Below are 14,999 nucleotides of genomic sequence, written 5' to 3'. Positions count from 1 at the left end.
GATTTTCCTATATAATTTTAAAAACTTCAATTTTTCATAAAACTTATTCACTTTTCTATAAAAATAGAATTTTCCAAGACAACAATTAGTTACATCATAACAGTTTCACCAATCCAGTTATAATATATCATAATCAAATTCATATTGATTAATACAAAACAAATACAATTACACTGAAAAATTTCATATTTTAATGATCTCTTTTAACACATTTAATCCATAAAAAAATAAATTCATAGATTTATTACTCAATAAACAGATATAAAAATTAATTTTCTAATTATATTTATATTTTAATATACAGTTACAGATTTTATTATTAATAAAAGATAAATTTTAAAAATACTCTGATATTTATTCACATCATCATGCATATCTTATACCGAAATATATCCAATAATATTACGACAATTATCCATTTGGTTATTAAATATTTAAATACATATCACGATCGACATGCTATTTCCTTAGCATGCATATTTATAAAATACAATAATAACCTAATTAATTTTTAAATAAAACATATCAAATCAACGCTTACAATACATAATTGCGTGCAGAAATTCTTTTCTAATATTTGTATCAGATTCAAATACACCCCCAAGCACAGTGGTAGTTGTAGTACTGCTAACATCATTAATACCCCTAGCTTTTACACAATAATGTACTGCATCAATAAATATTGCCACATTATTTGTATTAAGTAACGTTTGTAATGCTAAAAAAATTTGTTTTGTCAATCGTTCCTGTAACTGCGGTCTTTTAGAGAAAAATTGAACTATTCTGTTTATTTTGGATAAACCAATCATATTATTTTCTGGAATATAAGAAATAGTCACTGTACCATTAAAAACAATAAAATGATGTTCACAAGTACTAGTAATATTAATGCCTCGTACTGTAATCATTTCATTTATTTGCATTGTATTCGGAATAATTGCAATTTTAGGAAAATTTGAATAATCTAACCCAGAGAAAATTTCTTCTATATACATCTTAGCTATACGTTTAGGAGTATTTGACAAACTATCGTGTTCTAAATCAAGATTAAGAAGATGCACAACAGCTCTCATATGATTTTCAATGCGACGTTTACGTATTTGATGATTAATATTCAATTCAATTAATGGATTTTCTAATCCTCGAACTGATAAAGCGTCACGTACTAATAGAGCTTCTTGTGATAACATAGACATATAACTTTCTCTAAAAAATACATTCACACCAACCTTTTTATGTTACATATTCTAATTAGGTATAAACTTTTAAATAATTTAACTAAATCAAGTAGACATTGATTAATATTAAAGATATGTATTTTATTATCATACATCTACAACCAAGTATATTAATTCTTACATTACTATAAGCGTATACTTATACAATCATTTTTAATAAAACACTTGAATATTCACCAATACTTTATGTATTGTATTACACAAATACAATAATTTATTCAATAATATACAAAACAACATATTAAAATATGAAAAATAAAACTATACTTATTATTTTTTATTTAAACATATTTTGTATACTGCTTCTATGTTTCATTTAAAAATCATAAACATTTTGAGAAATAACATATTGAATCATATCTATCACGAGTATAGGGATCAAAAACCATAAAAAAATTTTTATGATTTTCGCATATCAATATACTTAAAATAAAATAAAATATGACAGACCGATACACAGTAAATAAACCTAATAAGATACGGATATTAAATTTTAAATTACTTATATTATTGCACAGATTAACTTGTTGAAATAGTCCACTCGAAAATTTTATTGCAACAATAAATACCAAATAATATTCATTCAATATCAATATAAACATTTAACTATATAAACAATTATTTATCTTGTATCATGTGGTAATAGAAATGACCCTTGCAATCTATAAATAATTATAAATTTTATTATCAATACAAATATTTAATTAGGTGTAATAATAATGTTAACAATCAAAGCTAGTGTACGTATTTATCACAAAAAAAGCGCAACAAGACGACTACGTAAACAAAACAAATGCCCAGCTATTATCTATAATAAGAATAATATACCAAGTGTATCCATTACATTGGATCAAAAGGATATGTTACATCCTACAGCTGCAACACAATTACACAAAAATAATGTTATTCTATTACTTATTGACGATCAACAACCTATTGCAGTTAAAATACAAGAACTACAATATCATCCTTTCAAGCCTAAGTTAATACATATTGATTTTACTTATGTTTAATGAGATAATTTATTTTATAGATCACACTGAATTTTGATTATAAAGATAAATTTTAATCTTTTAACGTATAATCACAATCTATCTTTCTCTATGTCATGAGAAAGACATGCAGTTTATATGAAACATGTTATATATAAGCATATATACATTGAGTCTTCAATAAAACTGAAGTTAATAACTAAATGACTTTTCAATTAGTAGTAATATATACTAATTGTAAAAATCAATAAAATACTAACACATGTAATTTTATATATGTAAATATATACATATATAAAATTTGTAGGATTGTAAACAAAAAATAACAATCATATTTGCACATTCATGGCATGCTTCTAAAGTTTTATATTTATAAAAATTAATATTTCTTCTACTATAATAACTAACTTTTGCATCATAAATCAAAAACGGCATGTAGCGTAGCTTGGTAGCGCACCGTCATGGGGTGTCGGGGGTCAGAGGTTCAAATCCTCTCATGCCGAAGTACCATCATCTACATGATAAGAATAATGATTCTTATCATGTAGATCTAATGCTAATTCTAACAATTTCGTAATTAACGCTTGAAAATTTAATCCACTTGCTTCCCACAATTTAGGATACATACTATCGCAAGTAAATCCAGGTAATGTATTAACTTCATTGATAAAAACTTTGTTATTCAAATTTAAAAAAACATCCACCCGCGCCATTCCGGAGCAATTTAATACTTGAAATGCACGTAAAGCAACATGACGAATGTCATCACTTATGGTATCCTTAATTAAAGCAGGTATCATGGTTTGTACTGTATGTTTCATATATTTATTATCATAAGTATAAAAATCATCACCTGACAATATAACTTCACCACATACACTAATTTCTGGATTCTCATTACCCAATACCGCACACTCCAATTCTCTCCCAATAATAGCTGGTTCTATTAATATTTTAGAACTAAAAGAAAAAGCCTTCATTAGGGCTAAATTAAAATCTTTGCGTTGAGTAACTTTTGATACTCCTATCGATGATCCTTGATTTGATGGTTTCACAAACAAAGGTAAACCAAAGATAGAGACTAAATCATCAAAATCTATATTATGCTGATCCTGATCCAAAACAGTTTTAAATGGTACTACGGATAAACCCGCATCACGCAATAAACATTTAGATACCTCTTTATCCATCCCTATAGATGAACTCAAAACGTTAGACCCAACAAATGGCAAGTTCATCATACATAATAAACCTTGCAAAGCACCATCTTCTCCTAGTGATCCATGAATCACAGGAAAAATAACATCAAATTTCAATAAAAAATTTATATTTTTAGTACGCAATTCAAATTGATGAGGGCAGTTTTGTAATAGAATAGAAATTCTATCATTTTTATGATATGACAAATTATTAAAATTAACGTCTTTTAAATGCCAATATCCTTTTTTATCTATCCATAAAATCATCACTTCAAAACGAAATTTGTCAATAAATTGAGCAATACACATAGCTGATTTCAATGAAATATCGTGTTCTAAAGAACAGCCTCCACAAATAATACCAATACATAATTTAGACATATTACATCCTTTTATGTGATGTATTTAATACCAAAAAAGGCGAATTAAAATTATTTTAATTCGCCTTTTTTGGTATTAAATACTAACTTCTTATTTATACTGACCTGTTTTTAAAATGCATAAGCTACGCCCAATGCAATGATATTATCGGTACAAATCTGAGATGCACTGGAAAACCCATCCTTATTTAACAAATTGATTCTATAATCCATAGTAGTACAAATATTTTTATTAAAAACATAACTTGTTCCAACCGTGACGCATTTTTTTAAGAAATTGCTATAACCATCATTTTCCACATCACTAGCTTTTGAATGCAAATAAGATATAGAAGGACGTAATCCAAAATCAAATTGATATTGGGCTACTAATTCAACATTCTTGGCTTTATTAGCAAATCCATAAATATAATTTGAATTAACATTATCACAAAAACTACCAAATGGAGTCATATTATAAGTCTCCCCATAAGTAGCTGCTACATATATACCTTTCCCATCATATTTTATTCCCAAGGAATATGCTTCGACATTGTCATTACAACAAAGATTAGTATCTAAACCAGTTTGTTCAGCGATACGTTTGTTATTGGCATAAGCCACAGACGCAGAAAATCCATTATCCAAGGAATAAGACGCAGATACTCCGTATCCTTCTCCATTAGCTGTTTGAAAAGTACGACCTGTCGCTTTATTCGCATCGTTTTTTCCTTGATATTGTACAGCAAAATCCAATCCATTCACAAAACCAAAAAGATTTTTATTACGATATGTGAGCACGTTTGAACTACGACTAGATAAAAAATTATCTACAAGCGATATATCTCCTCCAAATCCTGGTATTACATCTGTCCAAGCTCCCACATCATATAATATTCCATAATTTCTTCCATAATCGATACTTCCAAAATCTCCAAATTTTATTCCTGCGTAGCCAAGCAACACCTTATCATTATTATTTACTCTGATTCCTTCAACATTCTTTAAAGAAATTTCATGTTCCCACATACCAAAACCAATAATTTGGTCATTAATATAGGTTGTACCAGAAAAACCATATCTTACAAACGAATTATCTCCATTTTTAGTATTATCTCTTGAGAAATAATGCCCCCCAACAAGGCTACCAAACATACTTAATATATTTCCGTCTTTATTGTAAATTTCAGAAGCCCCGGCAGTGCTCGCCATAACCATAGTCGCAACCAGGCTAGTAAAACACCGTAATTTCATATCAGTACCTCACCATATAGTAAGTAAAAACACTATTAACCAACTCATAAAACCTAATATTAAATGATATACATCACCTACTTCGCAATATTATATCAACTATTATCAACATGTTACATAAAACAAAATTCTCTAATTATTTAACTCATATCAAGAGTGATACACAAAGAGCATATTCTACACACAAAATAAAAAAGCTCCATTTTTTCTCTCTATCTATAACTATTTACTACTTAATTAATAACAACCTCTTATTTGATATAATCAAAATTTACCCAACAATTTCTATAAACAAATATCATATTACTTACGATCATAATATTCAACATGAATAACAAAATGCTAACGTTATAATATAACGCATATTTGTCAGATTGTTTTTACCGAAATCATTGATTCCTCAATTAACTATTGCATAAATCATAATAATCATTTTCACCATTATATTAGAAATAATTACTATACACCATATATACTAACATAATAAATATAAAAAAATACACAACTAAATAACACATAATGCAATATTAATTTAACGAACTTAAAACATCATATCTTTAATAATATTTTAATTATCAACACCAATTTTTAATAACACAAAATTCTCTTCAATACTAAATTAAATAAAACAATTTTAATTCTCTACTGATTCCACAACACACTGCAACCCAACTACATATTCATCACATGCGGTACGAATTAACATAACTCCTTGAGTATTACGCCTAATAATATTAACTTCAGAAACACGAGTTCGAACTAATCGACCTAAGTCAGTAATCATTACTATTTGATCAGATTGATTTACTTGAACGGCCCCAACGACATTGCCGTTTCGTTCGGTAACCTTAATAGAAATCACACCCTGAGTCGCACGAGATTTAATTGGATATTCTGATTGATTAGTACGTTTTCCAAAACCATTGCGAGTAACAGTAAGAATAGAACTCTTATCTTTTGGTATAATTAAAGATACTACACGATCACCTTGTAATAAATGAATACCTTTTACTCCAATCGCCGAGCGACCTACACTTCGCACCTGTGTTTCTTTAAATCGTACAACTTTTCCATAAGCAGTAAACAACATTACCTCATTGCTACCATCAGTTATATCAGCTCCAATCAACTCATCCCCATCATTAAGATTCAATGCAATAATACCAACATTACGGGGGCGACTAAATTCAACAAGTGGTGTTTTTTTTACAACTCCACTACTAGTCGCCATAAATACTTGATGTCCCGTTGTATAATTTTGAATTGGCAAAATAGCAGTAATTCGTTCATTCACATCCAATGGCAATAGATTAATAATTGGTTTACCTCGTGATCCACGACTAGCTTCAGGTAATCGATAGACTTTCATCCAATATATACGCCCATAATTAGAAAACAACAACACCGTATCGTGAGTATTAGCAATCAACAATCGTGTAATAAAATCTTCTTCCTTAATTCGCGTTGCTAACTTTCCTTTTCCTCCCCGTTTTTGAGCTTCATAATCTGTTAATGGTTGATATTTAACATAACCTTGATATGATAAAGTTACTACTACATCTTTTTGATTAATTAAATTTTCTACATTAATATTTTCAACATTATTACTAATTTCAGTACGACGAGGATCATTATACTCCTTTTGTATCTCCAATAATTCTTGACGGATTACCTGCATCAAGCATTTAGGATCTTTCAAAACAGAGATTAAATTTTCTATTTTTTCTAACAAACTGCTATATTCTTTTAATAATTTTTCATGCTCTAAAGTAGTAAGTTTATGTAATTTTAAGTCTAAAATAGCTTGAACTTGATTCTTGGTAAGATAATATTGGTTATCGTGAATAACATTCTTTACTTTCGACCCTTCAGATTGTATCAAGTTAACAGAATCTGTTCGTGTCATGTCAATCATATTTCCTATCTTCCATGAGGAAGATGTTAAACAAGAACTAGCTTCTACGGAACTATTAGAGTGACGAATAAGTTCAATAATTGCATCAATATTAAACAATGCAATTGCTAACCCCTCCAAAATATGAATACGACCCCGAGCTTTCTTTAATTCAAAATTAACACGACGTACAACTATTGCGCGACGATGAGACACAAAAGCAGATAAAATGTCTTTTAACGACATAATTTTAGGCTGCCCTTGATGCAAAGCTACCATATTAATACCGAATGAAGTTTGCAATGAAGTTAAAGAATATAAATTATTTAAAATTATTTCGCTAATAGCATCACGCTTAATTTCAATAACTATTCGCATACCATCTTTATCGGATTCATCACGCAGATTATATATTCCTTCGATGCGTTTTAACTTGACTAATTCCGTGATCTTTTCTAACAGTCGAGCCTTATTAACTTGATAAGGAATTTCATATATTACGATAGATTCACGGCCACTTTTAATATCAGTTTCAATTTCCGCACGAGCACGAATATAAATTTTACCTCGGCCGGTACTATATGCTTCTTGTAGACCACTGCTATCATTAATGATGGCAGCAGTAGGAAAATCTGGACCCGGAATATATTTCATTAATCCTGCAATAGTAATATCCTCATTATCTATAAACGCCAAACATCCATTAATTACTTCAGAAAGATTATGTGGAGGAATATTAGTAGCCATTCCTACGGCAATACCAGAAGAACCATTAACCAAAAGATTTGGAATTCTAGCAGGCAATATTCCTGGAATATTTTCAGTGCCATCATAATTAAGTTCATAATCAACAGTTTCCTTATCTAAATCTAACAATAATTCATTTGCTATTTTAGACATACGTACCTCAGTATAACGCATAGCCGCCGCTGAATCACCATCGACTGAACCAAAATTACCTTGTCCATCTACTAAAGCATAGCGCATTAAAAAAGGTTGTGCCATTCGCACTATAGTTTCATATACTGCAGTATCCCCATGAGGATGATATTTTCCAATGACGTCACCTACTACCCTAGCTGATTTTTTATAACTTCTGTTCCAACAATTACCAAGCACTTGCATGGCAAATAATATACGACGATGCACAGGTTTTAATCCATCTCGAACATCTGGCAATGCACGCCCAACAATTACTGACATAGCATAATCTAAATAAGAATGCGTTAATTCTTCTTCTATGTTAATTTGTGTGATTTCTTTAGCAAAATCATTCATGCACTTATGTCCTCTATTTATTTTTTTTAATGCGTATGTATATTAACAATTATTTAAATAATTTATGAAACTGTAATATAAACTGTTTTAGTGGTATTTAAATGATTCTATAAAGATAGACACATAAATCTATCATACTATAGATAAATCATGTTTATAACCATATTCTAATAAATTAATAGTTATAAATAACTTTATATACTAATATTCAAATTAATAACACTCTCATTCCCTTATTTTAAAGAGATCTTAACATATGAAAGACATAATTCTTGATGAACTTACAGATAATGAAAAGAACATGAATAAAAAAGAAATGGATAAATTTAAAACATCTAGATCGCAATGGTGGGGCCCTTTTAATTCATTTAAACCGTTGCATCATATTAATTTAACACGTTTTAATTATATTATCGATCAAAGTAATGGATTATTCGGTAAAAAAATATTAGATGTTGGATGCGGTGGAGGTATTTTGTCAGAAAGTATGGCTCAATCAGGCGCAGAAGTCGTTGGATTAGATATCAATGCTTCTGTTTTAGAAATTGCAAAATCACATGCCTTACATCAAGGTTTAAATATTCATTACATACACGAAACAATAGAAAACCACGCTGTAAACCATGCTAATCATTACGATATAGTAACCTGTATGGAAGTTTTAGAACATGTACCGTGTCCTTCATCAATCGTTCATGCTTGCTCTACTATGATTAAGATAAATGGATCAGTATTTTTTTCCACATTAAATCGCACATTTAAATCATGGCTGTTCGTTGTAATAGGAGGCGAATATATTTTTCGCATTATTCCAAAAGGTACGCATAATTTTAATAAATTTATTACCCCATCTGAACTACTAGAATGGATTGACTCTACCATTTTAGAAGAACAAAACATCACTGGATTATGCTATAATCCCTTCACGAATAAGTGCGCATTAATACGCAACGTTAATACAAACTATATCTTACATGCTAAACTAAAAAGTAATCGCTCTATATAATGGAAAAGCGATTTTTAAAAATTAATAAACAATAAATATTGTACTGTTGTAGGATAATTTTTAATGTGATCAATATAATACTAAAAAATAATCAAATTGTTCAATTATATTACAGTAATAATACATATCATTATTTTACGTAATTAAAATAAAAATAATCAGTACAACATGATCATATGTATTTCTAAACACAATCAGTTATAATTAATCTTCAAAATATTTATACTAAATAGGAGCAATGGAATATTCTCCACCTATACTACTATTTAATTAATTATTATTTTTAAAACATGAAAATTATGACGTCATTTATTAATTCATCTATTTATCACAAATCTAAGCCATAATTTGTTCACAATGAATTGCTGTGGCCTAATATTATTAGTATTTCATAACAGGTATACACTTATATGAACCAAACTCTACTAGTTACTAAACGAAACGGTCATCACGAACCTATTAATCTTGAAAAAATTCACCGAGTTATTAATTGGGCCGCCACAGGCTTAAGGCACGTCTCTGTTTCACAAGTAGAATTACGTTCTCACATACAATTTTATAACGGCATAAAAACTTCTGACATTCAAGAGACAATCATAAAATCAGCAGCAGACTTGATCTCTGAAGAAGAACCAGACTATCAATATTTAGCGGCACGTTTAGCAGTATTTCATTTGCGTAAAAAAGCTTACGGTCAATTTGAACCGCCAAAACTATATAATCATGTGTTACGATTAATAAAAATTGGTAAATACGATCAACATTTGCTAGATGATTACAATGAGGCAGAGTTTAACCAAATGGATACATTTATTGATCATTGGAGAGATATGAATTTTTCGTATGCTGCTGTAAAACAATTAGAAGGTAAATACTTAGTACAAAACAGAATAACCGGAGAAATTTATGAAAGCGCTCAGTTTTTATATATATTAACTGCAGCCTGTTTATTTTCTAAATATCCAAAAAAAACTCGAATGCATTACATTCAACAATTTTACAATGCAATATCGACTTTTAAAATTTCCTTAGCGACACCTATTATGTCTGGAGTTCGTACACCAACACGTCAATTTAGTTCCTGTGTGTTAATAGAATGTGATGATAGTCTTGATTCTATCAATGCAACATCTAGTGCTATTGTCAAATATGTTGCACAACGTGCTGGAATAGGTATTAACGGTGGACGCATTAGAGCATTAGGCAGTCCAATACGTAACGGAGAAGCATTCCACACCGGGTGTATCCCATTTTATAAACATTTCCAAACAGCAGTCAAATCATGCTCTCAGGGCGGTGTGCGTGGAGGAGCTGCTACATTATTTTATCCTATTTGGCATTTAGAAATAGAAAACTTACTTGTTTTAAAAAATAATCGCGGCATAGATTCCAACCGAATACGTCATTTAGACTATGGTGTACAAATCAATAAACTAATGTATCAACGTCTTATTGAAGGAAAATGTATTACATTATTTAGCCCATCTGATGTTCCAGGGTTGTATGAATCTTTTTTTGATAATCAAAATAAATTCGAACAGTTATATTACGCATATGAAAATATGCAGAATATTAGACATCGAAAAGTTAAAGCAATAGATTTATTTTCTTTAATGATGCAAGAACGAGCTTCTACTGGAAGAATCTATATTCAACATACCGATCACTGTAATACTCATAGTGCTTTTGATAGTATTGTTGCTCCAGTTCGTCAATCCAATTTATGCTTGGAGATAACGTTACCAACAAAACCTTTAAATAATATTAATGACCATAACGGTGAAATTGCTTTATGTACACTATCTGCTTTCAATCTTGGTAATATTGAAAATCTTGACGACTTATCTGAACTTTCTAATTTAATAGTACGTGCTCTTGACGCTCTATTAGACTATCAACATTATCCCATTCCTGCTGCACAACGCAGTGCTGTAAAAAGACGTTCTTTAGGAATTGGAGTCATTAATTATGCCTATTATCTTGCTAAAAATGGAGTCCGCTATTCAGATGGTAGTGCTAATAAATTAACACATCGTACTTTCGAAGCTATTCAATATTATTTATTAAGAGCTTCTAACAATTTAGCTAAAGAAAAAGGATCTTGCGAATGGTTCACTGATACTTCATATTCAAAAGGCATCTTACCTATTGATACGTATAAAACAAATCTTAATTCACTTATTAATGAACCATTACATTATAACTGGGAAGATTTACGCTCTAATATTAAAAAATATGGATTACGAAATTCTACATTATCCGCATTAATGCCATCAGAAACTTCATCACAAATTTCTAATGCCACTAATGGCATAGAACCTCCCAGAGGTTATATTAGCATCAAAGCTTCAAAAGACGGAATTTTGCGTCAAGTAGTACCTGAACTTATTAAACTAAAATCTTCTTATGAGTTATTATGGAAAATACCAGATAATCGAGGATATCTTCAATTAGTAGGAATTATGCAAAAATTCGTTGATCAATCCATTTCAACTAACACTAATTATGATCCCTCCCGATTTCCAGAATGCAAAGTACCTATGAAACAGCTACTTTCAGATTTATTGTATGCTTATAGACTTGGTATTAAAACGTTATACTATCATAATACCCGTGATGGAGCTCAAGATGTACAAAAAATACTACCAAATAATCAATCAAACATCTGTACAAGTGATGCTTGTACGATTTAACAATATAACTAACTACTATTACATTTATAACACAACATCCATATATTCATGTTTACTTTTAATAAAGGGATAAAAATGATTTACACAACCTTTTCTCAAAACAAAAACAATCAACTGCTTGAACCAATGTTTTTAGGACAACCAGTAAATATCGCTCGATTTGATCAGCAAAAACATTCCATTTTTGAAAAATTAATTGAAAAACAACTTTCATTTTTTTGGCGCCCAGAAGAAATAGATATTTCTAAAGACCGTATAGATTTTCAATCATTACCAGACCATGAAAAACACATTTTTATTAGCAATTTAAAATACCAAACCTTGTTAGATTCTATTCAGGGACGCAGTCCCAATATAGCATTACTACCATTAATTTCTATACCAGAACTGGAAACTTGGGTAGAGACTTGGTCATTTTTTGAAACCATCCATTCCCGTTCCTATACCCATATTATTCGTAATATTGTCAGTCATCCATCTGTAATATTTGATGATATTATTAGCAACAAAGAAATTGTAAAACGTGCTAAAGATATTTCAATGTACTATGATAATTTGATTGAATTAACTAGTTATTATCATATCTTAGGCCCCGGTATTCATAAAATCAATAATAACACTGTCACAGTAAACTTACATGAACTGAAAAAGAAATTATATTTATGTTTAATTAGTGTTAACGTACTAGAAGCTATTCGTTTCTATGTAAGCTTTGCCTGTTCTTTTGCATTTGCTGAACGAAAAATAATGGAAGGTAATGCAAAAATTATCCGACTTATAGCACGTGACGAAGCTTTACACTTAAACGCTACTCAACATATGCTTAACTTGATGCGCTCGGGATCAGATGATCCAGAAATGGCTGATATCAGTACAGCATGCCAAAAAGAAAGTTATGCATTGTTTTTAATGGCGGCAGAACAAGAAAAAAATTGGGCTAACTATTTATTTAAAGATGGTTCTATGATAGGTTTAAACAAAGATATACTTTGCCAATACATTGAATATATTACCAACATACGTATGCAAGCAATCGGGTTAGGAACACCCTTCAACTCTAGATCTAACGTGATACCTTGGATCAATTCTTGGTTATCATCAGATAATGTCCAAGTGGCACCACAAGAAGTAGAATCTAGTTCTTATTTGGTAGGTCAAATAGATCCAAATATTGACGAAAATGAATTTAATGACTTTCAATTGTAAAATATTTCTTTTTCAAAAAGAACATTTTAATGTACAATTTTCTCATAACAGCAAAGTATATCGTTCTTTATTAGAAGCATTGGAAATACATCATATACCATCACTAAATTACCAATGTCGATCAGGTTACTGTGGCAGCTGCCGTGCCTTATTAATAAAAGGAAAAGTACAATATCATACAGAACCTTTAGGTTATATTCGTCCCGATGAAATTCTAATTTGCTGCTGTGTACCTACAGAACATATTATATTAAAATTACTGTAACACACTGAAAATTATAAAACATTCAAATTAATGAACACACAAACTGGATTTGTTATTAGATACTGTACAACATAAAATCTTTCTAGTTACTACGCATTTTCATTATCAATATAATTCAAGAATATTGCCGTTTAGGCGCATGAAATCCATCAAATAAATCACAGGATTTGGATATAATCCTAAAAATAATATAAAAAAAGATACTATAATCACTATTATCCCATCAGGAGTAACACTCCAACTAAATAAAGAACAAGAGTTAATATTCAAACGATTTATAGGATTACGATATAAATTTATTATAATTCTTAAATAATAAAATATACTAATAACATTACTCATTGCTATACAAATAGTAAACCACCATAATTTACTATTTATTCCTAAAACAAACAAATAAAATTTCCCAATGAAACCTAATGTCATAGGTATACCCGCTAAAGATAATATAATAATCGTAAATAATACCGATAACACTGGATTTTTCCAAAAAAGACCACGATATACAAATAAAGAATCTATATTTGCGTTCTCTTTAGAATAAAAAAACGACATTATACTGATAACACCAAATGCACCAATACTAGTCAATACATAACTGATGAGATAAATACCGATCATTTCTAAAGCAATGGGATTCGCCTGTGATACTGCAATTACACCAATGAAAATATAACCTGTATGCGCAATTGAAGAATAGGCTAAAACCCGCTTAATATTATCTTGTTTAATAGCCATTAAATTACCAAACAATGTTGAGCAACATGCAATACTTGATAAAAATATACAAAATATCTGATTATATTGATCAGGAAATACCATAATCAATCGTGTCAATACAGCTATCATAGCTATTTTACTGCTAGTAGTTAGATACAATGATATTGAAGACGGCGCTCCTTGATATACATCAGGAGTCCACAAATGAAAAGGCACTAATGATAATTTAAACCCAAATCCAACCATCATCATACCTAATCCTATACTTGATATAAGTACAGGTTGATTCGATGTAATAATATGCAAACGCAACAATTGACTAATACTAGTAAAAGATAAAAAACCAGTTGCAGCATATATCAATGCTATACCAAATAATATAAATGATGAAGATACCCCAGATAATATAATATATTTAATACTTGCTTCTAAAGAAAATTTTTTAAAAAAAGAATAACCTATTAAACCAAATAACGGCAATGAGATCAGTTCTATTCCTAAAAATAATATTATCAAATGATTCGTAATTGTGAGTAGAATACCGCCAATACTAGAAATAAGTAATAATAAATAAAACTCATCACGATGATTACTTGGATAATTTAATAACCATTTATACGCCAATACGGCACTGGACAAACTAGAAACTAATACCAATATTGTATATAGTATAGAATAATTATCAACACATATCAATTGTAAAACATTTCGCACTCTTTGATCCCATACTAATCCAATCGATATCATCGATATACTAAATCCTAAAATTGTCAACACAGTATGTAAAAATAAATTGCGACGATATGCAATAGAAAGCATAATAATAACTGTTGTCGTTCCAATAATCAAAACAGGTAGCAATAAAATTATTTGTGTCCAATTTATTAACATAATA

The 14,999-nt window shown here is 29.6% G+C and carries 10 protein-coding genes and 1 tRNA gene; 6 read left to right on the top strand and 5 right to left on the bottom strand.

Going from position 1 to position 14,999, the window contains the following annotated elements:
- Positions 1–530: 530 nt before the first annotated feature.
- Positions 531–1,196, bottom strand: a complete 666-nt coding sequence (gene folE / locus M9409_RS00365; RefSeq protein ID WP_250226985.1) for a GTP cyclohydrolase I FolE — start codon at positions 1,194–1,196, stop codon at positions 531–533.
- Positions 1,197–1,957: 761 nt separating this feature from the next.
- Between folE and rplY the strand changes: the two genes are divergently transcribed.
- Both rplY and M9409_RS00355 read left to right on the top strand, forming a co-directional pair.
- Positions 1,958–2,251, top strand: coding sequence for a 50S ribosomal protein L25 (gene rplY / locus M9409_RS00360; RefSeq protein WP_250226984.1), 294 nt, complete (start codon positions 1,958–1,960; stop codon positions 2,249–2,251).
- 408 nt (positions 2,252–2,659) lie between these two features.
- Positions 2,660–2,733 (top strand) — tRNA-Pro (locus tag M9409_RS00355).
- Here M9409_RS00355 and M9409_RS00350 read toward each other — a convergent pair.
- The 3 genes from M9409_RS00350 to gyrA form a co-directional block, all read right to left on the bottom strand.
- The gene (locus M9409_RS00350) at positions 2,725–3,810 is read right to left on the bottom strand and encodes a D-alanine--D-alanine ligase family protein (protein WP_250226983.1); all 1,086 of its coding nucleotides are present in this window, start codon (positions 3,808–3,810) and stop codon (positions 2,725–2,727) included. The two genes, M9409_RS00355 and M9409_RS00350, sit on opposite strands and share 9 nt — an antisense overlap.
- Positions 3,811–3,920: 110 nt before the next feature.
- On the bottom strand, positions 3,921–5,042 hold the full coding sequence (locus M9409_RS00345; protein WP_250226982.1) for a porin: 1,122 nt from the start codon (positions 5,040–5,042) through the stop codon (positions 3,921–3,923).
- 634 nt (positions 5,043–5,676) lie between these two features.
- Complete coding sequence (gyrA, locus tag M9409_RS00340) at positions 5,677–8,214, bottom strand: DNA gyrase subunit A (RefSeq protein WP_250226981.1); 2,538 nt, start codon at positions 8,212–8,214, stop codon at positions 5,677–5,679.
- 256 nt (positions 8,215–8,470) lie between these two features.
- Between gyrA and ubiG the strand changes: the two genes are divergently transcribed.
- The 4 genes from ubiG to yfaE all read left to right on the top strand — a co-directional run bounded on the left by ubiG (position 8,471) and on the right by yfaE (position 13,384).
- Entirely contained in the window at positions 8,471–9,220 is a 750-nt protein-coding gene (ubiG, locus tag M9409_RS00335) for a bifunctional 2-polyprenyl-6-hydroxyphenol methylase/3-demethylubiquinol 3-O-methyltransferase UbiG (RefSeq protein WP_250226980.1), read from the top strand.
- 410 nt (positions 9,221–9,630) lie between these two features.
- Complete coding sequence (gene nrdA / locus M9409_RS00330; protein WP_250226979.1) at positions 9,631–11,913, top strand: class 1a ribonucleoside-diphosphate reductase subunit alpha; 2,283 nt, start codon at positions 9,631–9,633, stop codon at positions 11,911–11,913.
- A 75-nt stretch (positions 11,914–11,988) separates the two neighbouring features.
- Positions 11,989–13,119 (top strand): class Ia ribonucleoside-diphosphate reductase subunit beta, encoded by a 1,131-nt coding sequence (nrdB, locus tag M9409_RS00325; protein WP_250226978.1) that lies wholly within the window; start codon positions 11,989–11,991, stop codon positions 13,117–13,119.
- Positions 13,094–13,384, top strand: coding sequence for a class I ribonucleotide reductase maintenance protein YfaE (gene yfaE, locus M9409_RS00320; RefSeq protein ID WP_250226977.1), 291 nt, complete (start codon positions 13,094–13,096; stop codon positions 13,382–13,384). Before nrdB ends, yfaE begins: the two co-directional genes overlap by 26 nt.
- A 105-nt stretch (positions 13,385–13,489) precedes the next feature.
- On the opposite strand, the gene nuoN is transcribed toward yfaE, so the two are convergent.
- Entirely contained in the window at positions 13,490–14,995 is a 1,506-nt protein-coding gene (nuoN, locus tag M9409_RS00315; RefSeq protein ID WP_250226976.1) for an NADH-quinone oxidoreductase subunit NuoN, read from the bottom strand.
- Between the last annotated feature and the right edge of the window lie 4 nt (positions 14,996–14,999).

The sequence above is a fragment of the Blochmannia endosymbiont of Camponotus sp. C-046 genome, assembly GCF_023585865.1.
Lineage (GTDB): Bacteria > Pseudomonadota > Gammaproteobacteria > Enterobacterales > Enterobacteriaceae > Blochmanniella.
Note: the sequence above shows the minus strand (reverse complement) of the source record. Positions and strands in the feature narration are given on the sequence as shown.